The sequence below is a fragment of the Nocardiopsis moroccensis genome, from assembly GCF_055763695.1.
In genome coordinates this window covers 3,989,933-4,014,322 of the sequence record NZ_CP199747.1, presented here as the reverse complement: position 1 = coordinate 4,014,322, position 24,390 = coordinate 3,989,933, and the positions used below count along the sequence as shown (strand labels likewise).

Annotated in this window: 25 protein-coding genes and 1 tRNA gene; 12 read left to right on the top strand and 14 right to left on the bottom strand. The window is 70.1% G+C overall.

Going from position 1 to position 24,390, the window contains the following annotated elements; translation table 11 throughout:
• Positions 1-71: 71 nt before the first annotated feature.
• From mscL to ACUKCB_RS17810, 4 genes are all read right to left on the bottom strand, one after another.
• Positions 72-479, bottom strand: a complete 408-nt coding sequence (gene mscL, locus ACUKCB_RS17825) for a large conductance mechanosensitive channel protein MscL (protein WP_473036736.1) — start codon at positions 477-479, stop codon at positions 72-74.
• 78 nt (positions 480-557) lie between these two features.
• On the bottom strand, positions 558-1,214 hold the full coding sequence (locus ACUKCB_RS17820) for an SAF domain-containing protein (protein ID WP_473036735.1): 657 nt from the start codon (positions 1,212-1,214) through the stop codon (positions 558-560).
• A gap of 196 nt (positions 1,215-1,410) precedes the next feature.
• Positions 1,411-1,803 (bottom strand): FmdB family zinc ribbon protein, encoded by a 393-nt coding sequence (locus ACUKCB_RS17815; RefSeq protein WP_473036734.1) that lies wholly within the window; start codon positions 1,801-1,803, stop codon positions 1,411-1,413.
• A gap of 272 nt (positions 1,804-2,075) precedes the next feature.
• Positions 2,076-2,699 (bottom strand): 5-formyltetrahydrofolate cyclo-ligase, encoded by a 624-nt coding sequence (locus tag ACUKCB_RS17810; protein WP_473036733.1) that lies wholly within the window; start codon positions 2,697-2,699, stop codon positions 2,076-2,078.
• Between the two features lie 171 nt (positions 2,700-2,870).
• Between ACUKCB_RS17810 and galU the strand changes: the two genes are divergently transcribed.
• From galU to ACUKCB_RS17770, 8 genes are all read left to right on the top strand, one after another.
• Positions 2,871-3,812, top strand: a complete 942-nt coding sequence (gene galU / locus ACUKCB_RS17805; RefSeq protein ID WP_473036732.1) for a UTP--glucose-1-phosphate uridylyltransferase GalU — start codon at positions 2,871-2,873, stop codon at positions 3,810-3,812.
• Positions 3,813-3,923: 111 nt separating this feature from the next.
• The gene (glp, locus tag ACUKCB_RS17800; protein ID WP_473036731.1) at positions 3,924-5,150 is read left to right on the top strand and encodes a molybdotransferase-like divisome protein Glp; all 1,227 of its coding nucleotides are present in this window, start codon (positions 3,924-3,926) and stop codon (positions 5,148-5,150) included.
• 143 nt (positions 5,151-5,293) lie between these two features.
• Entirely contained in the window at positions 5,294-5,797 is a 504-nt protein-coding gene (moaC, locus tag ACUKCB_RS17795) for a cyclic pyranopterin monophosphate synthase MoaC (RefSeq protein ID WP_473036730.1), read from the top strand.
• Positions 5,790-6,299 carry a MogA/MoaB family molybdenum cofactor biosynthesis protein gene (locus ACUKCB_RS17790; protein ID WP_473036729.1) on the top strand — a complete coding sequence of 170 codons (510 nt, stop codon included), beginning with the start codon at positions 5,790-5,792 and terminating at the stop codon, positions 6,297-6,299. The genes moaC and ACUKCB_RS17790 overlap by 8 nt, the downstream gene beginning before the upstream one ends.
• A gap of 254 nt (positions 6,300-6,553) precedes the next feature.
• Positions 6,554-7,273 (top strand): GNAT family N-acetyltransferase, encoded by a 720-nt coding sequence (locus ACUKCB_RS17785; protein WP_473036728.1) that lies wholly within the window; start codon positions 6,554-6,556, stop codon positions 7,271-7,273.
• A 402-nt stretch (positions 7,274-7,675) separates the two neighbouring features.
• Positions 7,676-8,371, top strand: coding sequence for a divisome protein SepX/GlpR (gene sepX / locus ACUKCB_RS17780; protein WP_473036726.1), 696 nt, complete (start codon positions 7,676-7,678; stop codon positions 8,369-8,371).
• Positions 8,372-8,442: 71 nt separating this feature from the next.
• A tRNA-Ala gene (locus tag ACUKCB_RS17775) sits at positions 8,443-8,516 on the top strand.
• Between the two features lie 378 nt (positions 8,517-8,894).
• Entirely contained in the window at positions 8,895-9,512 is a 618-nt protein-coding gene (locus ACUKCB_RS17770) for a TetR/AcrR family transcriptional regulator (protein ID WP_473036725.1), read from the top strand.
• Between the two features lie 45 nt (positions 9,513-9,557).
• Here the strand turns inward: ACUKCB_RS17770 and ACUKCB_RS17765 are convergent, their stop codons facing one another.
• Both ACUKCB_RS17765 and ACUKCB_RS17760 read right to left on the bottom strand, forming a co-directional pair.
• The gene (locus tag ACUKCB_RS17765) at positions 9,558-10,280 is read right to left on the bottom strand and encodes a response regulator (protein ID WP_473036724.1); all 723 of its coding nucleotides are present in this window, start codon (positions 10,278-10,280) and stop codon (positions 9,558-9,560) included.
• A 316-nt stretch (positions 10,281-10,596) separates the two neighbouring features.
• Positions 10,597-11,271, bottom strand: coding sequence for a hypothetical protein (locus tag ACUKCB_RS17760; protein WP_473036723.1), 675 nt, complete (start codon positions 11,269-11,271; stop codon positions 10,597-10,599).
• A 917-nt stretch (positions 11,272-12,188) separates the two neighbouring features.
• On the opposite strand from ACUKCB_RS17760, the gene ACUKCB_RS17755 reads away from it, so the two are divergent.
• A complete protein-coding gene (locus ACUKCB_RS17755; RefSeq protein WP_473036722.1) occupies positions 12,189-12,716 on the top strand; it encodes a hypothetical protein in 528 nt (175 codons plus the stop codon).
• A gap of 43 nt (positions 12,717-12,759) precedes the next feature.
• Here the strand turns inward: ACUKCB_RS17755 and ACUKCB_RS17750 are convergent, their stop codons facing one another.
• The 3 genes from ACUKCB_RS17750 to ACUKCB_RS17740 form a co-directional block, all read right to left on the bottom strand.
• Entirely contained in the window at positions 12,760-13,068 is a 309-nt protein-coding gene (locus ACUKCB_RS17750) for a sec-independent translocase (RefSeq protein WP_452541070.1), read from the bottom strand.
• A 171-nt stretch (positions 13,069-13,239) separates the two neighbouring features.
• Positions 13,240-13,443, bottom strand: coding sequence for a cold-shock protein (locus ACUKCB_RS17745; protein WP_017543917.1), 204 nt, complete (start codon positions 13,441-13,443; stop codon positions 13,240-13,242).
• 333 nt (positions 13,444-13,776) lie between these two features.
• Entirely contained in the window at positions 13,777-15,414 is a 1,638-nt protein-coding gene (locus tag ACUKCB_RS17740; protein ID WP_473036721.1) for a dolichyl-phosphate-mannose--protein mannosyltransferase, read from the bottom strand.
• 111 nt (positions 15,415-15,525) lie between these two features.
• Between ACUKCB_RS17740 and rsmI the strand changes: the two genes are divergently transcribed.
• Complete coding sequence (gene rsmI / locus ACUKCB_RS17735; protein ID WP_473036720.1) at positions 15,526-16,401, top strand: 16S rRNA (cytidine(1402)-2'-O)-methyltransferase; 876 nt, start codon at positions 15,526-15,528, stop codon at positions 16,399-16,401.
• A 65-nt stretch (positions 16,402-16,466) separates the two neighbouring features.
• Positions 16,467-17,129 carry an AIM24 family protein gene (locus tag ACUKCB_RS17730; RefSeq protein ID WP_473036718.1) on the top strand — a complete coding sequence of 221 codons (663 nt, stop codon included), beginning with the start codon at positions 16,467-16,469 and terminating at the stop codon, positions 17,127-17,129.
• 126 nt (positions 17,130-17,255) lie between these two features.
• Here ACUKCB_RS17730 and secD read toward each other — a convergent pair whose 3' ends face one another.
• On the bottom strand, positions 17,256-19,892 hold the full coding sequence (gene secD / locus ACUKCB_RS17725) for a protein translocase subunit SecD (protein WP_473036717.1): 2,637 nt from the start codon (positions 19,890-19,892) through the stop codon (positions 17,256-17,258).
• Positions 19,893-20,013: 121 nt separating this feature from the next.
• Positions 20,014-20,475, bottom strand: a complete 462-nt coding sequence (locus tag ACUKCB_RS17720; RefSeq protein ID WP_473036716.1) for a hypothetical protein — start codon at positions 20,473-20,475, stop codon at positions 20,014-20,016.
• Between the two features lie 271 nt (positions 20,476-20,746).
• Here ACUKCB_RS17720 and metG point away from each other — a divergent pair, with 271 nt between their 5' ends.
• Positions 20,747-22,564 (top strand): methionine--tRNA ligase, encoded by a 1,818-nt coding sequence (gene metG / locus ACUKCB_RS17715; protein WP_473036715.1) that lies wholly within the window; start codon positions 20,747-20,749, stop codon positions 22,562-22,564.
• Positions 22,565-22,630: 66 nt separating this feature from the next.
• On the opposite strand, the gene ACUKCB_RS17710 is transcribed toward metG, so the two are convergent.
• From ACUKCB_RS17710 to ACUKCB_RS17700, 3 genes are read right to left on the bottom strand one after another with little or no spacing between them, the layout of a single operon-like run.
• Positions 22,631-23,608, bottom strand: a complete 978-nt coding sequence (locus ACUKCB_RS17710; protein WP_473036714.1) for an NAD(P)-dependent alcohol dehydrogenase — start codon at positions 23,606-23,608, stop codon at positions 22,631-22,633.
• Positions 23,609-23,610: 2 nt separating this feature from the next.
• A complete protein-coding gene (locus ACUKCB_RS17705; protein WP_191268714.1) occupies positions 23,611-23,880 on the bottom strand; it encodes a hypothetical protein in 270 nt (89 codons plus the stop codon).
• On the bottom strand, positions 23,880-24,230 hold the full coding sequence (locus tag ACUKCB_RS17700; protein WP_473036713.1) for an ArsR/SmtB family transcription factor: 351 nt from the start codon (positions 24,228-24,230) through the stop codon (positions 23,880-23,882). Before ACUKCB_RS17700 ends, ACUKCB_RS17705 begins: the two co-directional genes overlap by 1 nt.
• Between the last annotated feature and the right edge of the window lie 160 nt (positions 24,231-24,390).

Sequence of the window (24,390 nt, the reverse complement as noted above, 5' to 3'; positions counted from 1 at the left end):
GGCCGAACCGTCAGGGCGGCCCCGCGGGGCCGCCCTCGCGCGTGCGGGGCCGGGCTTCCCGGCCCTGCTCCCTAGACCGCGACCTCCGGGGCGACCTCACTGGTGCAGTGGGCGCACTTGGTGGCCTTCTTGTTGATCTCGGTGCAGCAGTGGGGGCACGTGCGGGTGACGGCCTCCTCCGCCTTGGCGAACCTCAGCATCAGCTTGCCCATGGGCATGACCACGAAGAAGTAGAGGATCGCGGCGGTGATCAGGAACGAGATCAGGGCGTCCACGAAGGCGCCGTACAGGAACTGGCTGCCGTTGATCTCGAAGTAGAGGTCCGCGAAGCTGGGGACGCCGCCGAAGATGCCGAGGAGCGGGGTGACGAACCCCTCGGTGAACGCGGAGATGAGGGTGGCGAAGGCGGCGCCGATGACGACCGCGACGGCCAACTGCACCAGGTTGCCCTGGAGCAGGAACTTCTTGAAGCCTTCCATGGAACTGCCCTACGTGTTCGTGGTTTCTGATGCGCCCGGTCGGGCGCCCCGACAGCTTTCACCACCTTTGGTCATCGGTCAACCGCGGATAGTGACGGACAGTCGTGAAGTGGCTGCGTGACCGGCCAGTGCCCTCGCCTCCTCCGACGTGGCGGCGATGAGGATCAGCGCTCCCCGTTCCCCGCCCCCGTCGCCCTCGGAGGGCACCGCGAGCACGGGACGGTTCCCGACCACCTCGACCGCCGGTCCGGCTCGGGAGGGCGGGCCGACCGACCCGTCGTGGCCCGAGGCGGCCAGCACGTCCACCCGGCTGCCGGGGGAGAGCAGACCGACCGCGCCCGGGTCGGCCACCCGGACCGGGACCGCTACCAGACCGGGCCCGTAGGGGCGGGCCGGAGGGTCGCTCAGACGTGCGTCGGTGAGTACCTCGCCCCGCCGTAGCGGTGCGTTCGGCGCGAGCCCGGCGGTCGGCTCCTCCACTGCCAGCGCCCCGTCCGGGACGGAGCGGTCCGGTAGGGAGCGGACGGTGAGGTCCCCCTCCGACAGGGGCGCCATGGCGTCGAGGTCCCGTGCGGCGACGAGGACGTCGGTGCTCGGTTCGGGGGGAGGTCGTAGGACGAGGACGGCACTGATCGCGGCCAGGGCGGTCAGCGCCGCGGCGACGGCGCGCCGGTACCGGTCGAGCAGGCGGACCAGGCCGCGCCGGTGCCGGTAGAGGGGCGGGGTGTGGGCCATGCCCGTAACGCTAGGCCGGCCCGGGGCGCTCCGGTCGGTTGTCCACAGGGTGAATTCTCCAGTGGCCGGGGCAACCTGCCGGGGGCGCACCCCGAACGCCGCGCGGACCGGCCTCGCGGTCCGCTCTCGGGCGGAGGCGGAAAAAAGCGCCGCCGAGGGGTCTCGGCGGCGCGTCCGCGGTCAACGGTGCGGTGGCTCAGCTGCTGGTCGCGGCGGTGCTGCCGCTGGTGCTCTTGCTGCTGGAACTGTCGCTGCCACCGCTGGTGGAGGCTGCGGGGGTGCTGGAGCCGGAGTCCGCGGCGGACTTGGCGGAGTCGGTGGAACCGCCGTCGTTGCCCCCGGTGCCGCCCTTGCTCTCCGCGCCGCCGTCGGCGGAGTTGGAGCCGGTCATGGCAGAGCTGTTCGTCGTGCTCTTCCCGCTGTCGGTGCGGTAGAAGCCCGAACCCTTGAAGACGATGCCGACCGCGGAGTACACCTTGCGCAGGCGTCCCTCGCACTCGGGGCAGACCGTCAGCGAATCGTCGCTGAAGCTCTGCACGACCTCCATCTGGGCGTCACACTCGGTGCACGCGTACTGGTACGTAGGCACTGTTCCGGGTCCTCCTTGCTGGCACTCACACCCGTTGACTGCTAAATAGTACGCGTTCGCCGAACACGGGCGCGACAGCCCCTCACCCGCTCCGCGCCGGCCCCGGTGCTCCGGGAGGCCGACCGCACGGCGGGCCCGGAGCCCGGGGAGGGGCGTCCGAGGCGGACGTACCGGTCGGGGTGTGGGGTCGCGGACCCCTTCGGGACACGACCGCCAGCAACAACGCTCCGGGTGGTCGGCTTAATCCCCGCTCCGGCCCCGCCGGAACCGGATCACCCGGCGGACCAGACCGCCGCGCCGGGCTCGAACACGTGCAGTCCGCCGCTCGGGGTCACCACCGCGTCCACGGGGCGGTCGTGCGGCTCCGTGGGCAGCTCCCCGACGAACTCCTCGTCGTGGACCACCGCGATCGCCGGGGTGCGCGGGCCCTTGTGGGCCAGGGCCCGGTCGTAGCAGCCCGCACCGCGGCCCATCCGGTTCCCCCGCCGGTCCACGGCCAGCGCCGGGCAGACCACCGCGTCGGCGTGTTCCAGCACCCGCGGCCCGTGCCGGTGTCCGACGGGTTCGACCAGGCCCCGCCCGGCCGGTGCGAGGCTGTCGGGACCGTCGAAGACCGCCCAGTCCAGGGAGCCGCCGGGGAGGAAGACGGGGAGGATGACGTGGGTGCCGCGTTTCCACAGCGCGTGCACCAGAGCGCGGGTGTCGGGTTCACCGCCGACGGAGTAGTAGCAGGCCACGGTTGAGCCCTCGGCCAGCCAGGGCAGTGCCAGGAGGGTTTCGCGGACCGCCGAGCCTGTCCGCTCCCGCTCGGGCGCGCCCCTGGCCCGCCGTGCGGTGAGCAGGCGTGCGCGCAGCTCGCGCTTGTCCGGTCGGCTCCGACCGTTCGGGGCACTCATGGGCCCAGTGTGGCACCCGGTCCGGTCCGCTCCGAAGGGGCACGGCCCTGCCCCGAGGGGGTGAACGCCGGGTTGCGTTTTGCACGCCTTCACCCGAAACGACGGGGACTTCTCGGCCATCGGACCGCGTTCGCCCACGTAAGCCGCTTCGTCTGTCCTAAAGTGCCGTTCATGAGCGCAGACACCGACCAGACGCGACCCCGTAACCACTCCGCCCCCGTCACCAAGGCGGTCGTGCCCGCGGCGGGTCTGGGCACCCGATTCCTGCCCGCGACCAAGGCCACGCCGAAAGAGATGCTGCCGATCGTGGACAAGCCCGCGATCCAGTACGTGGTGGAGGAGGCCGTCGCGTCCGGGCTCCACGACGTCCTGATGATCACCGGGCGCAGCAAACGCTCCATCGAGGACCACTTCGACCGGGCGTACGAGCTGGAGGAGGCGCTCGCGGCCAAGGGCGAGGAGGGCAAGCTCAGGTCGGTCCGCGAGTCCAGCGAGCTCGCCCAGGTCCACTACGTCCGCCAGGGTGAGCCCCGAGGTCTGGGGCACGCGGTGCTGTGCGCCGAGGCGCACGTCGGCGACAACCCCTTCGCGGTCCTCCTCGGCGACGACCTCATCGAGTCCGCGGACCTGCTCCGCCGGATGATCGAGGTTCGGGAGAGGCACGGCGGCAGCGTCGTGGCGCTCATGGAGGTGGAACCCGAACAGGTCTCCCTCTACGGCTGCGCGGCGGTGGAGGCCACCGGCGAGGACGACGTCGTCACCGTCACCGACCTGGTCGAGAAGCCCTCTCCCGAGCACGCGCCGAGCCGTTGGGCGATCATCGGTCGCTACGTGTGCGACCCGTCGGTCTTCCCCATCCTGCACACCACCCCGCCCGGGCGCGGCGGTGAGATCCAGTTGACCGACGCCCTGAAGGAGCTGGCCGGTACCGGCCCGGAGGACGGCGGAGGGGTGCGCGGGGTGCTGCTGCGCGGCAACCGCTACGACACCGGGAACAAAGCCGAGTACATCCGTACCGTGGTCGAGTTCGCCTGCCGCCGCCCCGACCTCGCCGACGAACTCCTGCCCTGGCTGAAGGAGTTCGTGGACCGTCAGGCGCAGCTCCGGGGCTGAGCCCGGCGGCCGGATCCGGGGCATCCGCTCCGGGGGTGGTCACAATGGGACCGGAGCCGCCCGCCGTGACGGGTGGTGCGCTCCCCGCGCGTACACGACCCGGAAGGACCCATGAAGAGCGTCGAACAGCACATCCTTGATCTTCTGGGGTTGGTCGCCACTCCCGAAGCCACCGAGCTGGACCTGCTCCAGGCACACGGGACCGTGCTCGCCGAACCCGTGACCTCCCCGGTGTCCCTGCCGGGCTTCGACAACTCGGCCATGGACGGGTACGCCGTCCACGCGGCCGACCTGGCCGGGGCCACCGCGGAGGCTCCGGTCGCACTGCCGGTGGTGGCGGACATCCCGGCGGGCGACCCGGAGCCGGCCGCGATCCGCCCCGGCCTGTGCGCCCGCATCATGACCGGCGCCCCCATGCCCACGGGCGCCGACGCGGTCGTTCCCGTGGAGTGGACCGACGGCGGCGCGGTCGAGGTGCGGATCGACCGCCCGAGTGCTCCGGGCAGTTTTGTCCGGCGCCGGGGGGAGGACGTGGCGGAGGGCGCGACGGTGCTGCGGGCCGGGGCCCGTGTCGGAGCCGGTGAGATGGGGGTCCTGGCGGCCGTCGGGCGCCGTACGGTCCCGGTCCTGCCCCGGCCCCGCGTGGTGGTGCTCTCCACCGGCGAGGAACTGGTCGAACCGGGCCGCCCGCTCGGGCCGGGCCAGATCTACGAGTCCAACAGCTACATGATCGCCGCCGCGGCCAAGGAGGAGGGCTGCGAGGTCCACCGCCACGGCTTCGTCGGGGACGACCCGGCCGTGGTCTGGGACACCTTGGAGGGGCTGCTGATCCGGGCGGACGTCGTGATCACCACCGGCGGGGTGAGCATGGGCGCCTACGACGTGGTCAAGGAGGTGCTGACCCGGCAGGGCACCGTGGAGTTCACCCAGGTGGCCGTGCAGCCGGGCAAGCCCCAGGGCTTCGGGACGATCGGTCCGGACCGGACCCCGATCCTCACGCTTCCGGGCAACCCGGTGAGCGCGTTCGTGTCGTTCCAGTTGTTCGTGCGGCCGGTCCTGCGCGCCCTGCGCGGCCTGGCCCCGGACCCTCTCCCGAGCGTGCGCGCCCGGCTGACCACACCGGTCAGCTCACCACTGGGACGCCGCTCCTACCTGCGTGCAGTCGTGGCGGGCGCCGCCGGGCCGGACGCGCTCCCCGAGGTCTCCCCCGCGGTGCGGCAGGGTTCGCACCAGTTGTCCGCGCTGGCGGACGCCAATGGGCTGCTGGTGGTCCCGGAGGAGGTCACCGAGATCCCGGCGGGTGCGCCGGCGGAGGTCCTGCTGCTGCCCGACCGCTGAGCGCGGGGAGGGCGCCCGGCCGCTGAGCCGCTGTCGTAGCGGAACGGTAACGTCATCGTGGGACGCGTCACCCCGCGTCCCCGCGGTCGGCCGCCCCGGCGGGCCGCGAGCCCGCACCCGACGACGATGAGTGGTCCCACGCCATGACCGACAGCCCTCAGCCGGAGGCGCACCCCTCCGGCCTCACCCACCTCGACGAGTCCGGTGCCGCGCGCATGGTGGACGTCTCCCGCAAGGACGTCAGCGCCCGCACCGCCACGGCCACGGGCCGGGTGCTGCTGAACCCGGAGACGGTCGCGGCCCTGCGCGGGGGCGGGGTCCCCAAGGGCGACGCCCTCGCGGTCGCCCGGATCGCGGGGATCCAGGGCGCCAAGCGCACCCCCGACCTGGTTCCCCTGTGCCATCCGATCGCCGTGCACGGGGTCGACGTGGACCTGACGGTCGCGGACGACGGGGTGGACGTCAGCGCCACGGTGCGCACCGCCGACCGGACCGGGGTCGAGATGGAGGCGCTCACCTGCGTCATGACGGCGGCTCTCGGACTGGTGGACATGGTCAAGGCGCTCGACCCCGAGGCCGAGGTCACCGGGGTGCGGGTGGAGGAGAAGACCGGTGGGAAGAAGGGGCACTGGAGGCGCGGTGAGTGACACCGTTCACCGGGTCGCTGTGGTGACCGCCTCCAACCGGGCCGCGGCCGGGGTCTACCCGGACCGTTCCGGCCCGGTGGTGGCCGAGCGGCTCCGGGCCATGGGTTGTGAGGTGCTCGGCCCCTGGGTGGTGCCGGACGGTGTGCCGGTCGCCGACGCGATCGAACGGGCCCTCGCGGAGCGGGTGGACGCCGTGCTGACCACCGGGGGCACCGGGCTCACCCCGCAGGACCTCACCCCCGAGGCGACACGCCCGCTGCTCACCCGTGAGATCCCCGGGATCGCGGAGGCGCTGCGCGCGGCGGGTCGGGAGAAGGGCGTGCCCACGGCGATCCTCTCGCGCGGTCTGGCCGGGGTGGCCGAACGAGCCGGGCACCGGGCGCTGGTGGTGAATCTGCCCGGCTCCAGAGGTGGTGTGCGCGACGGGATGGACGTGCTGGAACCGGTTCTGGGCCACGCGATGGACCAACTCCGGGGCGGGGACCATCCCAGGCCCGAATGACACCGGACAATGACCGGAATCACATCCGGGGCATTCCGGGGGAAGGGAATTCCTTGACCTTCGGCCGGATTTCGGTGCAGGAGTGAATGGAGTTTGGAATCGTCCGATTCTTGTGTGGTGGGGGTGACGGCCGCCACCCCACGCGGTCGGAGTGGAATACTGGAAGGCGTCACCGACGAAGGGTGCTCCTGCAGGCGCCAAGGGCCGGTGTCGCATCCGTACGGGACGGTGCAGAGGGCCTCGGAGGGACGGACGTGAATCGCAGACAGGGGTGGCCCGCCACCCTTCAGGAGGGGCCGATCGCGCTTCGCCCGCTGCGCCTTCGCGACGCCCCCGTCATGCGGGAGACCAGGGCCCGCAACGCCGAGTGGTTGCGGCCCTGGGAGCCCACCTACCCGGAGATGCCGCTGCGCACCACCGGGCTCACCCCCTACCTGGCGATGCTCCAGGCGATCCGCCGCGAAGCCCGCCAGGGCCTGTCCATGCCGTGGGCGATCACCTACCAGGGGCGTTTCGTGGGACAGCTCACGGTCGGCGCCATCGTCTGGGGGTCCGCCAGGTCGGCGCAGGTCGGATACTGGGTCGACAGCGCCTACGCGGGGCGCGGGATCACCCCGACGGCGGTCGCCCTGGCCGTCGACCACTCCTTCTTCAACGTCGGACTCCACCGGATCGAGGCCAACATCCGTCCCGAGAACCGTGCCAGTCGGCGCGTGGTCACCAAGTTGGGATTCCGGGACGAGGGCGTGCGCATACGCCAGCTCCACATCGACGGGGACTGGCGTGACCACATCTGTTACGCGCTCACCGCCGAGGAGGTCCCCCGGGGGGTCCTGCGGCGCTGGCACGACGGGGCGCCTTCCGGTCCGCCTGGTGAGGGGGGTTCCGGCCCGGGTTCCGCTTTGGGGCCACAGGGCCCAAACGGTGGTGGGGATGCGCGGGATCCGGCGGGGCCGTACTCGGGGTCGAACTGATCATGACAGCATCACGGGTGCCTTCGGAGCTTAAACCCCTCTTTAAGCACAATGATTCATTACTTTGCGTTGAATTGGCGCTGCGCTCCGCAGTCGGTGCCTGACCTGGTATTTCAAGTGGGAGGGTGCGACGACCGAAACTGATGGTCCACAATCTTGCGACACTCCGGTCGGAATGTGACGCATTTATGGACACGGGGTCGTACCGTGCGGAACATAGACGCATTGACGATGCGGGCAACGCGTGGATAAGGCACACGGGAATCGTCCCGGTCCGAGGGGGCCGGGAACGATGTCCTTCCGGGAGACGTCTCTGCTCCCGGAGGGGCGACCAGTCACACGCGGCGCGGTGTCGACGAGGTGTCGATCAACGTTCAGTGGCCGTCATCGTGAGGAGGGGTGATGAGCAGCGCTCCTCTGTACCTGGCCATCGTGGTGGTGTGGCTCATCGTCCTCGTCCCGATGCTGCTGAGGAAGGACTCCGCGGAGACCGCCTACGACGACCTCCGCCGCGAGGGCGAGGACACCGGTGCCGTCGAGGAGGTCGAGGAGGCCGAGCACGGTTCGGAGGGACTCCCGAACGACGAGGAGGACCCGGACCTCACCGAGACCCGGGTCATGGCCCGGCCGGGCCTCAGCGGCGAACACACGGCTGCTGAGGAGGTGCCGGTGCGGGACCGGCGCCCCGCGGAACCGAGGACCCGGCCCCGCCCCACGGGCGAGCCCAGGGCTCGTGTCATCGCCCGCCGGCGCCGCCGCACCAGTGCCCTCAGTCTGCTGAACATCGCCACCGTCGTGGCGGTCGCCTTCGGGCTGGGGCCCTGGTGGGTGGTCGCACCGCCGGTCCTGCTGCTCACCGGGCACCTGGCGCTGCTGCGGGAGGCGGCCAAGGCCGACGCCGAACACCGCGAGGCCCGGGTCAGGGCCCGCCGTCAGGCCGTCCTGCGGGCCCGGGCCCAGGCGGAGGAGGTCCGCGAGGCCGAGCAGGAGGCGGAGCGCGAGGCGGAACGGAAGGCCGAGGTCATCGCCCTCATCGAACGCCGGAACCAGGTCTACGACCAGTATGCCGACGCCCGCCTGCGGGCCGCCGGAGACTGATCGGCCGGCCCGCGCGCACGGTGTGTGTTCGGACCACCCGAACTTTCCTGCTAGGCTTTGTCTCGTCTTCAGGGGCTATGGCGCAGTCCGGTAGCGCACCTCGTTCGCATCGAGGGGGTCTGGGGTTCAAATCCCCATAGCTCCACCGAAGATGGCGGCCCGTGTAGGTCGGTGAACACAGTTCATCCTCCGCACGGGCCGCTTCTTTTTGTGCAGGGGCGAGGTCCCCGGGAAGGACGCGGGGCGCGCAGGAAGACGGTGCGCGCAAGAGAAGGGCCCGATCCAGCGGATCGGGCCCTTTCCCGTGCTCCGGCCGTGTCGGACGGGTGCTTGCTGTTCCCTGGTGCGGGCGGTCTCGTCCGGACCGGAGCCTCGAGTCTCACCGGCGAAGCGTCTATCCCCTGCGGCGGGGCGGGCCGGTTCGGGGACGAGCCTACCCCCCCGGGCGCCGGAGCCGCCAAGGGTCCCGAGGCGGGACGGTCGTATCTCCGCGACGGAAACTTGCCAGTATATAGTTTCGGGCATGGCAGACGGATACCACCACGGAAACCTGCGGTCCGCCGTTCTGGAACGGGCCGCGGAGGTCATCGGGCGAGAGGGTCCCTACGCCTTCAGTCTGCGGTCCCTGGCGGCCGACATCGGGGTGAGCCACACGGCCCCGAGATACCACTTCGGTAGCCGGGAAGGCGTTCTCAACGCCCTGGCGACCGAGGGGTTCACCGAGTTGGCGCGCCGGTTGCGGGCCAACCGGGAGGCGGACGGTGGATTCCTGGAATCCGGGGTCGAGTACGTCCGCTTCGCCACCGACCACCCGGCGCACTTCCAGGTGATGTTCGCGCCGACCCTGCTCGACGAGGACGACCCCGAACTGGCCGCGGCCCGGGCGGCGGCCTTCGGCGAACTGCGCGCCGGGGTGGAGTCCACGGCCCCGGAGGGCCGGCCGGTGGAGGACGCGGCTGCCGGAGTGGTGGCCGGCTGGTCCATCGTGCACGGCATCGCCACCCTGGCGCTCACCGGGAACCTGGACAGTTCCGGGGTCCGGGCCCTGCTCGGGGACGCCGATCTGCTGACCATCACCCGGCGCAGCGCCGGACTCCTGTTCGGCCCCCCGGGTCCACCTCCCGCGACACTGCGGGGGTGAACCCACCCCCGTCGGCCTTCCCGCGTCCGCCGGGCGGCCCGGAGCTCAGGTGATGTACTCGGCGCGGACGGCGTAGATGGCGGCCTCGGTCCGGGAGTGCACCTGGAGTTTCTCCAGGATGTTGCGGACGTGGTTCTTCACGGTGTTCTCGGTGATGAACAGCCGCTCCCCGATCTCCCGGTTGTTGAGGGAGCGGGCGAGCAGTTTCAGCACCTCGGTCTCGCGCGGGGTGAGTTCGGGGATCTCCGGTCGGCTGGGCGGGGAACTCTCCTGTTTGGCCAGGCCGGCGAACTCACCGATCAGCTTGGTCGCCATGGACGGGTTGATGAAGGACCGCCCCTGGGCGATGGAGCGGACGGCGCGCGCGATGTCGGTGACCGCGATCTCCTTGAGCAGGTATCCGGTGGCCCCGGCCTTGAGCGCCTCGAAGAGGTCGGACTCCTCGTCGCTCATGGTCAGCATCACGAACTTGACCTCGGGGACCTTCGCGCGGATCCGGGGGCAGGCCTCGATCCCGGTGGAGCCCGGCATCATCACGTCCATGAGGATCACGTCCGGGCGCAGTTCGGCGGCGAGGCGGACGGCCTCCTCCCCGTCTCCGGCCTCGTCGACCACGTCGATGTCCTCCTCCTCGTCCAGGACCGACACCAGGCCCCGCCGGAACAGGGCGTGGTCGTCGACGACGAGGACGCGGATCGAGGACGGTGGTGCGACGGGCTCCTCGGCCGCGTGGGGAAGCCGGACGGGCGAGGGGGGGTGGGGACTCACCAGAACTCCTTTTATGTGTGAACCTAAATGTGTCCCATTCGGGGGTGCGCACCCACCCTTTCCTGCCCCTCGCCAAAGAGGGGGTTTTCGCGCACCGAAGCCTCGGGGTGGTTCGGTTTGCTGGAAGACTCGCAGGTCAGGGTGCTTGTGGGAGGGTGCAGGGGCAGCGGAAAGGAAAAGGCATGAAATGCTCCTGGTGGGGCGTCCGCCCATTCTCTCATGTGCTGGTCGGATTGTGTCGCGTGGTTGGAAATTGTCTGCGCTTCGGTGTGGCGTGCTTCCGTGCGGAAGCCGGTGGACGGACGGCGGGGGTCGGTCACACCGTCGAGCCGCTGTCGCGTCTTTGGGTGCGGCGCTGCAGGAGTAGGCCCATCAGGGAGACCACCGTCGCGAGCAGCAGGGCCCACTCGAGCGCGGCGACCCACGCCGGGACCAGGGACAGCGGGAAGCCGTTCCCGTAATCACAGGTCACCTGCTGCGGAAAGGGCTCGTAGTGGAGGTGTGCCCGCTCGTTGAGGTACCGGGTGCCGAGCCCGCATCTGTTCGGGTCCACGAGGGTGGGGACGAAGGCCAGCAGGAGTACGCAGGCGTAGAGGCTCGCGAGCAGCGTGGGGAAGACGGCCGCGAAGAGGGGGAAGCGGCCGTCGAAACCTTCGTGCGTCAGGCCGAGGAACTCCAGGGCGAACGCCGTCAGTGCACAGACCACCACGAGCACCACGCAGACCCACCACACGAACACCAGGGGCCCGGCGCTGGATATCGACTCACCGCCGGGATAGACGCACGTGATGTTGGGCGGGTAGGAGCTCCGCTCCACCTCGTGCCATCCGCCCGGGCCGACCATCCCATGCGAACACCGTTCGTCCAGTTCACTGATGCCGGTGGTCAACCCGGCCACGATCCAGACGCCGACCAGGGCGGCCAGGAGGACGAGAGTGGCGAACCAGGAGCGGTTCGCGGCACGGCGGAGGGCCTTCTGCGGTGTCTGCATGGGGGAGGAGCCTACTGGGCCGGATACAGGGCCGCCGAGTGCTCGGGGTGGTATGCGGTGGAAGGCGCGGGTCGAAGGGCAGTGCAGAATACGCCTCTTCATGCATGACCGAAACCTCCTCATTTGGGTGGGGGAGGCCGCCATCCCCGAAGGAACCCGGCCTCCCTCCGGGCACACAGGGTGACCGTCCTTCTTCTGGTGATAAGCCGGAGAAGATATGTTCTGTGGTGTTTCCTTCCTTGATGTCCCTCGTGGGTTGATCGTCATGACGTCGAAATACGTACCGCCGCCATCGGTGTCCACGGGGGAGGGACGTCTCCTCGCGTGTCGGGTCACAACGGCCCAGTTCTCACTCTCCGTTATGTCGGAGTTCCGGGATTTTGCTCCTCGGGGGTCTTGTTTTTGCAGGTCATCGGGGAGGGGGTGTTTGGCGCGGGACAATGGAAACTCGCCTGAACTGCGAAGACAGTGACTTGTGCGGCCTTTCGCGGTGTACCGTTGCAACCTTTGGTCGAGACACGCCCAACGAATGGCGAATATTCATCGGCAGCCCTTGTGGAGCGTCCCGGGATAGGACATCTTGGTTGCGGGATGGGCCAGAGACCGAAAGAAAGGTGGATGCCATGACCATGCACGCGAAGGCCACGCGCAGGAACAACGGCTGGAGCTGGTGGTAGACATCAGCGCGCACTGACCGTTCTTCCGAGAACTCAGGCGATCAGGAGGGCCCGTTCGACACTGTCGGCGGGCCCTTCGGCGAGTTCGCGCCGGCTCGCCCCGAGGCGCGGGGCCCACGGGATATCGGACACCTCGACCGCGTCGCGGGATTTGACCGATGACCACACCGGGTAAGAGGCCGTTACACAGCGGGCCGACACAGGCCGGGACCGATTCAACCGTGAAGGGGCGCACCCCCCGTGTCCGACTCCCCCCAGCACCCAGGCGGATACCACCAGCCCGAGGAACCGGAGGGCGGATACGAACGCCCGCCGACGCCTGAACCGGGACCGGTGGTCCCACCCTCCGGGCGCGCCCCGCAACCGGAGGGGCACCAGCCGGTTGCCGCCGAACGCTTCCGCCGTACCACCAGAGCCAGGAGCAAGGTCATCCCGGCCGAGCGCAGCAGGGGTTTCTGGCGCCTGGGCACGGCGACCGTCTTCTACGTCGTGGTCATCGGGGGCATGGCCGACTACGTCGCACCGGACGTACGCATCCTGGCCCACCTGGCGTTCTGGGTGATGATCGGACTGGGGTTCCTGGTCGCGCTGGCACGCGAACGCCGCCACGACTGGGCTCCCCGGCCCCGGTGGCCCTGGCTCGCCGCCGCGCTGGGCGGCGCGGTGACGGCGGAACTGCTCATCCTGGCCCTGGGATCACCCGCGATCATCATCGCGGGCGTGGTCCTGTTCGGACTGGGGGCGTTCTTCCTGATGCTGGTCGGCTGAGGCTCCGCCGACCAGTCTCCGGCCGGCGCCCTGCCGCAAACGCCTAGGTCGCCTCGCTGTCGAAGGGCGGGCGCTTGCCGTTCAGGCGGGAGACGGGCTTGCGCTCCGACTCCTCGTCCTCCCAGAAGTGCTTCTGGATGAAGCGCTTGGGGTTGAGGTCCTGCACGTCGAAGTCCTTGTACTCCGGGCCGAGCCCCTCCTTGATGTCGTTGGAGGCGGAGTTGGCCATCGTGCGGAGCTGCCGCAGGACGCGACCGACCTGCTGCGCGGCCTTGGGGAGCTGGTCGGGGCCGAAGATCAACAGAGCGAGCAGAAGAAGGAGGACGAACTCCCCTCCACTGATGCCGAACATGTTCCATCCTCGCTCTTGGTGTACCGACCGGCTTCAAGCAGGTTAACCGGTATCGCCTGGCTTGGGTAACCGTGTCCCGTCCGTGCGCGGTCCCCTGCCGCAGCGCCCCCCCGTACACGAACCAGCCCCCCGCTCGGGGAGCGGAGGGCTGGGGAAACGCACGTGTGACGGTCAGACCGCGCGAACGTCCGCCGCCTGCGGGCCCTTGGGGCCCTGGATGATGTCGAACTCGACCTTCTGGTCCTCTTCCAGGTTCCGGAAGCCGGTACCCGCGATCGCCGAGTAGTGCACGAACACGTCGGGCTGACCACCCTCGACGGCGATGAACCCGAAACCCTTCTCAGAGTTGAACCACTTCACGGTGCCCTGAGCCATGTGCTCTCCCTTGGGGACTACGACGGGACCGCACCCTGCTGGTCCCGGGTCGCCGGGCGCTGGACCGACGAAGGGTAATCCCGGATCGACAAGCGCCCACGTGAAGTTCCGCGAGGCGCCTGGGGCATCCATGGAAACTACAACAGCAACCAGTTGCAGACAGTACCAGGGGAGTGGCTTCCTGCCGAGGCTTTTCCGGCAGGAATCCGAGCTTTCCAGGTGTCCTGTTTCGGCTACTCGAAACTGTTGCTTTCCAGCCCTTCTGGCACTAATAGCGATGTGTTCCGGGAAACGGTTTCGACCCGCGCTCCGACCCTCCCCCCGCTTCGGGTGTCAGGAGGCGTCCCGCCCATAGATCCACACGTCGAACCAGAGCCGGTCCCGCCAGCTCTCCTCCGGTACCGGATAGGCCGAGAGCACCGGGTAGAGGTAGGCGAAGTGGGCGATGACCAACAGGAGCACCACGCCGAAGACCACTCCGCCCAGGGCCCGCAGGTAGGGCGCGAAACGGGGATTCTCCTCCCCGGCGCCCGTCAGCAGGCCCAGCATCAGCACCACGGCCAGGACCAGGAAGGGCAGGAACGGCAGCGCGTAGAAGAGGAACATCGGGCGATCGGGGTAGGCGAACCAGGGCAGCCATCCGGCCGCGACCGCGAGCAGGACCGCACCCGCGCGCCAGTCCCGGAAGGTGACCCACCAGCCGAACATCACGACCAGCGCGATGATGCCGATCCACCACACCACCGGGGTGCCGATGGAGACCACCGAGGTCACGCAGTCGCCGGAATCGCATCCCACGGCCTGGCCCTGGTAGTGGAACATCACCGGCGTTCGCATCACCAGCCACTCCCACGGGGCCGAGATGTAGGAGTGGTCGCTGCTCAGGTTGGAGTGGAAGTCCATCATCCGGTCGTGGTAGTCGACCAGGCTCCACAGGGCCCTGGCCGGTTCACCCAGGAAGTCCGGTACCCACCCCGGAACCAGACCGTCCGCGAAGTCACGGTTGTAGCCCCCGCGGGTGAACAGCCAACCCGACCACGAGACCAGGTAGACGACCCCCGCGACCACCACGGTCTGGAAGAACGCCGGAACGGCGTCGAAGCCGAACCAACGGCCCACCGGACGCTGCTGTCCGACACTGCGCCGGGCTCCGTAGTCCCAGGCGACGGTGAGCAGTCCGAAGGCGGCCACGAAGAACAGCGCCGACCACTTGGTGCCGATCGCCAGGCCGAAGCACAGCCCCGCCGCCAGGCGCCACCAGCGCATCCCGAGCCAGCCCACGGCGGCCAGGTCGGTCCCGGCCTCGCCGAGCCTGGCCAGCCGTTCCCGGGTCCTGTCGCGGTCGATCACCAGACAGGTGAACCCGGCCAGGATCCACAGGGTGAGGAAGATGTCCACCATGGCGATACGGCTGAGCGTGAAGTGCAGGCCGTCCAGCGCCAGGACGAGACCGGCCGTGCAGCCGAGCAACAGCGAGCGGGTCATGCGGGTGGCCAGCCGGACGAGGATGAGAACGGAGATCATCCCGGCCAGGGCGGAGGCCGTCCGCCAGCCCTCGGGGGTCACGGACGCACCGAACGGCATGATCGAGTACAGCCAGTCGCCGAGTGCGATCATCCACTTCCCGACCGGCGGGTGCACGATGAAGTCGCCGCCGCCGTCCCAGATGTTCGGGTCGCCCTGGGCCAGCAGGGAGTCGGAGTCGTCCAACGTGTCGTGCTCGTAGCCGAACTGCCAGAGCGCGTAGGCGTCCGTGGCGTAGTAGGTCTCGTCGAAGTAGATGCGGTCGGGCTCGCCGAGGTTGAAGAACCTCAGGGCGCCGGCGAACAGGGCGACGACCGAGGCCCCCAGCCAGCCGAGCCACCGGGGGCCGGGCATGCGGGGAACGAAGCGGGAGCGGACGCTGGACGGTTGGGCCTGGCCCGGGGGGTTCGAGGGCTCTGCCTCGCTGTGAAGTGCGGTGCTGGTCATCTCGGCTCGTAGGTTGGGGTCAGAGATGGAGGTCCGTTGCGGACGGGCCGCGAAACCGGGTTTCGGGTGGCGTGATAGTGCCAACCGTAGCGCGACAGGACGGGGAGAACAGTGGTTGAGGACGTCGGTGGAACGCGGGACTCCGGGAGGCTCGTCCTGGCCGGGTTGCCCATCGGAAACGTGGAGGACGCGCCGCCCCGGCTCCTGCACGCCCTGGAGGGCGCACGGGTGATCGCGGCGGAGGACACCCGGCGGCTGAAGCAGTTCGCCTCCCGCGCGGGCATCCGGTTGGGCGGCGCTTCCGGGGCCCGCATCGTCTCCTACTACGACGCGAACGAAAGCCGCCGGAGCGAGGAACTCCTCACCGACCTCAGGAGGGGGGAGGAGGTCCTGGTCGTCACCGACGCCGGCATGCCCGGGGTCTCCGATCCCGGATACCGGCTGGCCGCGGCCTGTGCCGACGAAGGCATCCCCGTCACCGCGATCCCGGGACCGTCGGCGGTGACCACCGCCCTGGTGGTGTCCGGACTGCCCACCGACCGATTCTGCTTCGAGGGCTTCCCGCCGCGCAAGGGCCTCAAGGGATACCTGGCCGAAATCGCGGGGGAGCGCCGCACCATGGTCTTCTTCGAGAGCCCGCACCGGATCGCCGCCACCCTGGAGGCGATGGCCGACGCCTTCGGCGCGGATCGCCGCGCCGCGGTGTGCCGCGAGCTCACCAAGACCTACGAGCAGGTACGCAGGGGCGGTCTCGGAGAGCTCGCACAGTGGGCCGCGGACGGGGTGCGCGGTGAGATCTCGGTGGTCGTGGCGGGGGCCCGGCCCAGGGCGGAGCTCACCAGCGACGGCGAACTGGTCGCCGCGGTGGCCGAACTGGAGGACGAGGGCGTGCGCCGCAAGGAGGCGATCGGCAGGGTCGCGAAGGAGACGGGTGTGCCCAAGCGCCGGGTGTACGACCTCGTGCACGGGGTGGTCGGGGCCGAGTAGGCGGAACCTTTTCCGGCGCGCGGCGTCGAACAGGGCAGAGCCCGTGAACGAAGGAGAAGGCCCGCATGCGCAGTGAACTCTTCCAGGACGCACAGGAAACCCAGCGATTGGGTATGCACCGGCAGAACCGGAAGATGCTGAGAGTCGGCCTGAACGGTGAGTTCTACGCCCGCCGCGGGTCCATGTCCGCCTACCAGGGAAGCGTCGACTTCTCCTTCCAGGGCGCCGGAAGCGTCGGCCGGTTCTTCAAGAAGACCTTCACCGGCGAGGGCCTGCCGCTGATGCGCGTTTCGGGGCAGGGCGACGTGTTCCTGGCCCACAACGCCTGGGACGTCCACCTGGTCGACCTGGAGGGCGACTCCCTCACCGTCAACGGGGACAACGTCCTCGCCTTCGAGTCGACGCTGGAATGGGACATCCGCCGGGTCCAGGGCTTTGGCGGCATGGTCTCGGGAGGGCTGTTCAACACCGTCTTCACCGGGCAGGGGCGGGTGGCGATCGTCTGCAACGGGGCACCGGTGCTCCTCAACGTCGACCAGCCGACCTTCGTGGACACCAAGTCCGCCGTCGCCTGGAGCAGTTCCCTCTCGGCGGGCATCCGCAGCACGGTCAAGGCCGGCGCCGTCATCGGTCGCGGTAGCGGTGAGGCCTTCCAGCTGGCGCTGGAAGGGCAGGGGTTCGTGCTCGTCCAGCCCTCGGAGGGGGCACCGGTGGCCTACAACGGCTGAGCCGGTCCGGTACCCGGACAACCCGGTACACCGACAACGGGAGGGCCCCGGTCCGCGCGGTACGCGCGGACCGGGGCCCTCCTCCGTTTCCGTCGGTCCGAGCCGACGGGGGTGCTCCGGGCGCCCCTAGACCACGGCCCCGTCGTCGGAGTCGCGGGCGGCCTTGGCGGCCACCTTCTGCTTGGCCTTGCGCTCCTTGAGCACGTGCGGGGCGGCCGTCCTGTCCCACCTCTGCAACCAGATGGCCAGCGGCACCGCGACGAAGACGGTGGAGACCACACCGGTGGACAGACCGACCAGCATCGCGATCGAGAAGTCCTGGAGCGAGGCCCCGCCGAGGAAGGTGAGGAAGCTCAGGATGATCAACGCACCGACGGTCGTGTTGACCGTACGCGGCAGGGTGTTGATCACGGCCCGGTTGGCGATCTCCTTGAACGAGGACTTGTCGTCCCTCGCCCACTCGTCCCGGACCCGGTCGAACACCACCACCGTGTCGTTGACGGTGAAACCGATGACACTCAGGATCGCGGCGAGGAAGACACCGTCGATGGGCTTGCCCAGCCAGATGAACAGCCCGATGACCAGCACCATGTTGAAGGCCAGTGACAGCATCGTGGAGAGGCCGAAGGACCAGCGGAAACGCCAGGCCAGGTAGACCATCTGCAGGGCCAGGGCCGCACCGAGCGCGATCAGTGCCCGGTTGCGCAGCTCGTCGCCCATGCTCGGGCCGATCAGCTCGTCACTGACCAGCTCCACACCGCCGGTCGCCTCGTCCAGGGACCCGGCGACGGCCGCCGCGTCGGAGTCGGAGATGTTGCCGGTGCGCACGGAGATGTCGCCGTCACCGGACTCCTGCACCACCGCGGTGTCCGCGCCCGGGAAGTCCAGCGTTCCGATGACGTCCCGGGCCTCGTCCACGGAGAGGTCCTGCTCCCCGGTGATCTCGTACTCCAGGACACGGCCGCCGGTGAACTCCACGCCCCAGTTGGGCGTGCGGACCATCGGGGCGGCGATCGCGGCGACCACGACCAGGGCCGCGACGATGAGGCCGACCCTGCGGAAGTCCATGAGCTGCGGGTTCTTCTCGACCAGCCAGGCGCGGACCCGACCGATCCCGTTGAGGCCGGTGATCGCCGGGTGCTTCTTGATGACCGAGCGACGCACGGCCCACTCGACGAACACGCGCGCGATCAGGAGCGCGGAGATCATCGAGGCGATGGTGCCGATGCTCAGCGTGACACCGAAGCCCTGCACGGTGCCGGCGGCGAAGAAGAACAGCAGACCCGCGGCGAGGAGCGTGGTGACGTTGGTGTCCAGGACCGCGCTCCAGGCCTTCTGCGTGCCCTGCACGAAGGCCTTCTCCAGGCTCGGCGGGACCGCCCGGCGACGGCGGCGCGCCAGTGCTCCGGTCTCCTGGGCCTCGGTGGCGTCCTTCATCCCCGCGGACTTGTTCGCCTTGTACGTCTTCTGCTGGCGCTGGTACTCCTCGCGCGCGCGCTCGAAGATCAGCACGTTGGCGTCGATGGCCATACCGATCGCCAGCACGAAGCCCGCCAGGCCCGGCAGGGTGAGCGTCGCCCCCAGGGCGACCAGCGCCCCGTAGGCGATCAGGGTGTACACGCCCAGGGCGATCGACGCCAGGAACCCGGCGAGCCGGTAGACCAGCGTGATGTACAGGGCGGTGAAGGCGATACCCAGGACCGCGGCGATGGCGCTGGCCTGGATGGCGGCGGCGCCCAGGGTCGGGCCGACCGTCTGGCGCTGGACCTCGGTGACCGGCAGTGGCAGCGAGCCGCCCTCGATCAGCACGGCGAGCTCGTTGGCGCTCTCGCTGGTGAAGTCCTGGCCGCTGATGGTGGTCTGGCCGCCGGCCATGCCCACCTCACAGGCGGTTTCGGCGGTCACCTGCGGGGCGGAGATGATCTGCTCGTCCAGAACGATCGCCACGCGGCGCCGGGGGTCGCCCTCCTGGTAGCAGGCGGCCTGCCCGGTCAGCTCCTGCCACTGGTCGCGGCCCTCGCCGCGGAAGCTGACGTTGACGACCCACCCGGCACCGGTCGCGTTGTCGAGCGCGGCGTCGGCGCTGGAGACGCGGTCCCCCTGGATGAAGGTCTCACCCAGCTGGAGCATGGTGCCGTCCTGGTCGGGCAGGGTGACCGCGACGTCCTCGGGGTTCTCCGCCGAGGGGCCGGCCGGGGCCTGCGGCATGCCGCCCTGGCCGCCCTGGCCGTTGAGGAGTTCCTCCATCTGCTCCTGGGTCACCTCGGGGGCCTCGCCCTCGGCGGGTGCCTCCTCGTCGGCACCGTCGGAGGGGGCGCGGGCCTCGTCCGCGGGCGCGTTCGCGAAGTCGCCGCCGGGGGCCTGCGGCATGCCGCCCTGGCCCGCCTGGCTGGCCACGCCGAGAACGGGGTGGAAGGACAGCTGGGCGGTCTGGCCGACGATCTCCGCGGCCTCCGTCGGGTCCTGCACGCCGGGGAGTTCGACGATGATCCGGTTCTCACCGGAACGCGACAGGGTCGACTCGGCCACGCCCAGGCGGTCGATGCGCTGGCGCAGCACCTCGACGACCTTGTCGGTGTTCTCCGAGGTGGCCTCGGTGCCGTCGGCTCCGTCCTGCGTCTCCAGGACGATCTGGGTGCCGCCGCTGAGGTCGAGCCCCAGCCGCGGTGGGATGAACCAGGCCGCGCCGAACGCGACGAGGATGACGAGAAGAGCGATGAGCGCGCGTGTCCAGCGCACTCCCGCTCCCGTTTGACTGGACAAGGGGTGAACCTCTCACTGCGGATGGTGGGTACCGGTCGCGTGCCCGTTCGTTCCGGGCGGGGGGTGCGTGAGGGCCGGGCCCGACGCCGCAGGGGCGCGCGGGAACGGCCGACCGGGGTGGTCAGACGATGGTGTGCGCGGTGAGAGGCGGCCCCCGGGTGGGCGGCAGCCCTTCCGCGTCGACCTGTTCGGGGACGGGGTCGTGGTGCGGGAGGGGCAGCGGCCACCACGGTTGGTCCCACACCGCCAGGCGCAGGGCGCACGCGGGGACGGCGTCGGGCAGGTCCCGCAGCACCGAGCGCTGGTCGCAGGTGGAGGCGGGCGGCCCGAGGGCGACCGTCTGGGGCCCGGGGTAGGGGCGTGCCTCCTCGGCCGCCTCGTGGGCGGCGCCGTCGGGTCCGTCGTCGGAGCTGACCACGGGGACGCCGACCGCGCCGTGCGCGGGCAGCGCCATGGTGTCCTGCTCCCCGGCCAGGCCGGAGGCCACCGGGAAGGACAGGATGACCAGCAGGACCACGCTGGTGATCAGCGATCCGGTCCGCAGGGCAGGACGGGGTACGGCACGGGTAACCGTGGTGACCACCGCCTCAGGGCCGGATCGGAAGGGTCGTGCTGACTCCGGCCGGTGCCCGCCGGCACACGGCCTCGTTCAGCAGAGCATAAGGGCACCCACCCCTCCCGGGGAATCGTGCGGTCGCCCCTGTGGACGACCGCGCCTCCTCCCGGCGAAGGAGCCGGTCCGGTCGCGGCTCCTCCGCCGCGAACGGACAACAAGTGGATCTCGGAGGCCGCCCCGGCCCGGTGCGGGGGCGAGCGGGTGCCCGGCCACCCCGGGTCACCTTTAGTCTTGAGTCATGTCGTCGAATCGCCACATCCTGACCGCGGTCGCCTGGCCCTACGCCAACGGCCCGCGCCACATCGGCCACGTCTCCGGGTTCGGAGTCCCCTCGGACGTCTTCTCGCGCTTCCAGCGAATGTCGGGGAACAACGTGCTGATGGTCAGCGGCACCGACGAACACGGCACCCCGATCCAGGTGCTGGCCGACCAGGAGGGCGTGAGCGCCCGGGAGCTGGCCGACCGCTACAACCGGATCATCGCCGAGGACCTGGTCGCCCTCGGCCTGTCCTACGACCTGTTCACCCGGACCACCACCGGCAACCACTACTCCGTCGTCCGGGAGCTGTTCAGCACGCTCTACGACAACGGCTACGTCTTCACGCGCACCACCAAGGGCGCGAGGTCCCCGTCCACCGGCCGCACCCTGCCGGACCGCTACATCGAGGGCACCTGCCCCATCTGCGGTTACGACGGTGCTCGCGGCGACCAGTGCGACAACTGCGGCAACCAGCTCGACCCGATCGACCTGCTCTCGCCCCGCTCGCGGATCAACGGCGAGACGCCGGAGTTCGTGGACACCGAGCACTTCATGCTCGACCTGCCCGCCTTCGCCGAGGTCCTCACCGAGTGGCTCAGCGGCAAGGAGGGCGACTGGCGCCCCAACGTCCTCAAGTTCTCCCTGAACCTGGTGGAGGACCTCCAGCCGCGCGCGGTCACCCGTGACCTCAACTGGGGTGTGCCGATCCCGCTGGAGGGCTGGAGCGACAACGCCACCAAGCGCATCTACGTGTGGTTCGACGCGGTGATCGGCTACCTGTCCGCGTCGATCGAGTGGGCCCGGCGCATCGGTGAGCCCGAGGCCTGGCGGCGCTGGTGGCAGGGCGAGGAGAGCGAGTCCTTCTACTTCATGGGCAAGGACAACATCGTCTTCCACTCGGTCATCTGGCCCTCGATCCTGCTCGGAGCGAGCGGCGGGGGGGACCGGGGCGGCGAGGCCGGGCCGCTCGGCGAGCTGAACGTGCCCACCGAGGTGGTCTCCAGCGAGTTCCTCACCATGGAGGGGCAGAAGTTCTCCTCCTCGCGCCGCGTGGTGATCTACGTGCGCGACTTCCTGGAGCGCTACTCGGCGGACGCGCTGCGGTACTACATCATGGCCGCGGGCCCGGAGAACCAGGACACCGACTTCACCTGGGCCGAGTTCGTCCGGCGCAACAACGACGAGCTGGTGGCGGCCTGGGGCAACCTGGTCAACCGCTCCGTCTCCATGGCGGCCAAGAACCTCGGCGAGATCCCCGCCGCCGGTGAGCTGACCGAGGAGGACCGCAGGGTGCTGGACGCCTCGCGGGCAGCCTTCGCCACCGTCGGCGCCCGGTTGGAGAGGTCGCAGTTCAAGGCGGCTCTCCAGGAGGCCATGCGCACGGTCGCCGAGGCCAACAAGTACATCTCCGACCAGGCTCCGTGGGCGCTCAAGAAGACCGACCCGGAGCGGATGGCGACCGTTCTGCACGTGTCCCTCCAGCTGGTCAGCGACGCCAACACCCTGCTGACGCCGTTCCTGCCGGAGGCTGCCAACAAGGTGTACGCGATGCTCGGCGGAACCGGGACCTGGACGGGCATGCCCCGCATCGAGTCCGGCCACGACACCATCGGCGGCTCCGAGGAGAAGGTGGACTACCCGGTCATCACCGGTGACTACGCCGACAACGCCGCGCGCTGGGAGTCGGCCCCGATCGTTCCGGGCACGCCGCTGAGCCGTCCGCAGCCGCTGTTCACCAAGCTCGACCCGTCCGTGGTGGACGAGGAGCTGGCCCGCCTGGCCGACCCCACGGAGTAGGCCCGACAGCATGCGGGGGCCGCACCGGCACACACGTCCGGGGCGGCCCTCGCGTGTTCGGTCGGCTCAGTCGTCCCCGGACATCCGCAGGACGACGGCCCCTCTCTTGTGCCCGGTGCCGACGTGCCTGTGCGCCTCGACCGCCTGGTCGAGCGGGTATTCCCGGTCCGTGACCGCTCGGAGCGTCCCGGCTTCGGCGAGCTCCCTGATCAGCACGAGGTCCTTGGCCTTGTCGCCTGCCGGCCTCAGTCCGGTGAGCGCGATGCCGGCCCTCTTGCTGCCGAGTCTCGTCCACACCGTCTGCCCCATGATCGCCATGCTGGAGACGGTGGTGAGGTAGCGCCCGCCCGTCCTGAGCGCACCGCGGCAGCGCCCGAACGAACTCTTGCCGACCGCGTCGAAGACGACGTCGTAGGCCCCTCGGGCCCGGGTGAAGTCCTCGACGGTGTAGTCGATCGCCCGGTCGGCCCCCAGGGAACGGACCAGGTCGAGGTTGGCGCCGCTGCACACCGCGGTGACCTCGGCCCCCGTGTGCGCGGCCAGTTGGACGGCCGCGCTGCCGATGCTGCCCGAGGCGCCGTTGACGAGGATCGACTGACCGGACTCCAACCGGGCCGCGTCACGGAGGAAGGGCAGCGCGGTCATCGCCCCCTCGGTCACGGCGACGGTCTCGGCGTGGGTCAGGTCGGCGGACTTCGCCGCCACCGGCGAGTCCTGGGAGACGCAGACGTACTCGGCGTGGGTGCCGAAGCTTCCGCTGAGCGCGACGACCTCGTCACCTGGCGCGAAGCCGCGTACGTTCTCGCCGACGGCCTCGATCCGCCCCGCGCAGTCCGCGCCGAGTACGGGGTACTTCGGCCGGATCGGCCCGAAGGCCAGCCTCGCGGGCAGGGGTTCACCCTGACGGGCGGCGCAGTCCACGGCGGTGACCGTCGCCGCGTGGACGCGGATGAGCAACTCGTCGGCCTCGGGTACGGGCACGGGGACCTCCGCCACGCTCAGCACGTCGGGAGGGCCGAAGACACGGTGGACGACCGCTCTCATGACTACTCCACCGTCCGGAGGATCTTCTCGATGGAGGTGGCGCGCGAACGCAGTTCCGCGACGTCGTTGGCCGTGCGCTGTTGCGCGTCGAGGCTGTTCTCGGCCAGCTGCTCGTACCGGTGGACGAGCTGCCGGAGGTCGTCGCGCTGGGCCGCCTCCAGTTTGGTCTTGCGGATGTCGATGAACGCGGCCATCGCGCCGCCGATCAGAATCGTCGCCATGATCAGTACGCCGAACCCGAGGATGGCGCCCGGCCAGGTCGTGAGGTCCATCAGGACTGCTCCTTGGTGTGGGGACCCTTGCCCGGGTCCGGTGCGGTGAGGGTGGCGGCTGCTTCGGCGAGGGCCGACGGTGACAGGCGCACATCGAAGTCGGCGACCTCGTAGTACTTCATGGCCTTCCCGTCGTCGGAGAGCTCCAGGGTTCCGACGATCAGCCCCGCCGCCTCCAGGCGTTGCAGGTGCATGTGAAGGAGGGGGCGGCTGATGCCGATCTCGCGGGCGAGGCCGCTCACGTAGTTCCGGCGGGCGGCCAATGACGCGATGACGCGCAGCCGTAGCGGATTGGACAGCGCCGCCAGCATGCCGACCAGTTCGTCGCCGGTCGGCGGTGATGCTGTCATCACTCTCCTTCACCTGAAAGGTTTCTCTTACACATGAAAGTAACAGGCTCCTTCTGGGACGGCAAGGCCCTCTCCGGCACCCGCACCGCCTCCCCGGCCGATCCGGGTGTCCGTCCCGCCTAGAATCACCACGGCGACGCACACGACAACGGGGGCACGA

Bases quoted from the DNA above. Each gene is read 5' to 3' on its own strand.
- mscL (WP_473036736.1), bottom strand. From the start codon at position 479: ATGGAAGGCTTCAAGAAGTTCCTGCTCCAGGGCAACCTGGTGCAGTTG.
- ACUKCB_RS17820 (WP_473036735.1), bottom strand. From the start codon at position 1,214: ATGGCCCACACCCCGCCCCTCTACCGGCACCGGCGCGGCCTGGTCCGC.
- ACUKCB_RS17810 (WP_473036733.1), bottom strand. From the start codon at position 2,699: ATGAGTGCCCCGAACGGTCGGAGCCGACCGGACAAGCGCGAGCTGCGC.
- galU (WP_473036732.1), top strand. From the start codon at position 2,871: ATGAGCGCAGACACCGACCAGACGCGACCCCGTAACCACTCCGCCCCC.
- glp (WP_473036731.1), top strand. From the start codon at position 3,924: ATGAAGAGCGTCGAACAGCACATCCTTGATCTTCTGGGGTTGGTCGCC.
- moaC (WP_473036730.1), top strand. From the start codon at position 5,294: ATGACCGACAGCCCTCAGCCGGAGGCGCACCCCTCCGGCCTCACCCAC.
- sepX (WP_473036726.1), top strand. From the start codon at position 7,676: ATGAGCAGCGCTCCTCTGTACCTGGCCATCGTGGTGGTGTGGCTCATC.
- ACUKCB_RS17770 (WP_473036725.1), top strand. From the start codon at position 8,895: ATGGCAGACGGATACCACCACGGAAACCTGCGGTCCGCCGTTCTGGAA.
- ACUKCB_RS17760 (WP_473036723.1), bottom strand. From the start codon at position 11,271: ATGCAGACACCGCAGAAGGCCCTCCGCCGTGCCGCGAACCGCTCCTGG.
- ACUKCB_RS17750 (WP_452541070.1), bottom strand. From the start codon at position 13,068: ATGTTCGGCATCAGTGGAGGGGAGTTCGTCCTCCTTCTTCTGCTCGCT.
- ACUKCB_RS17745 (WP_017543917.1), bottom strand. From the start codon at position 13,443: ATGGCTCAGGGCACCGTGAAGTGGTTCAACTCTGAGAAGGGTTTCGGG.
- ACUKCB_RS17740 (WP_473036721.1), bottom strand. From the start codon at position 15,414: ATGACCAGCACCGCACTTCACAGCGAGGCAGAGCCCTCGAACCCCCCG.
- ACUKCB_RS17730 (WP_473036718.1), top strand. From the start codon at position 16,467: ATGCGCAGTGAACTCTTCCAGGACGCACAGGAAACCCAGCGATTGGGT.
- metG (WP_473036715.1), top strand. From the start codon at position 20,747: ATGTCGTCGAATCGCCACATCCTGACCGCGGTCGCCTGGCCCTACGCC.
- ACUKCB_RS17710 (WP_473036714.1), bottom strand. From the start codon at position 23,608: ATGAGAGCGGTCGTCCACCGTGTCTTCGGCCCTCCCGACGTGCTGAGC.
- ACUKCB_RS17705 (WP_191268714.1), bottom strand. From the start codon at position 23,880: ATGGACCTCACGACCTGGCCGGGCGCCATCCTCGGGTTCGGCGTACTG.
- ACUKCB_RS17700 (WP_473036713.1), bottom strand. From the start codon at position 24,230: ATGACAGCATCACCGCCGACCGGCGACGAACTGGTCGGCATGCTGGCG.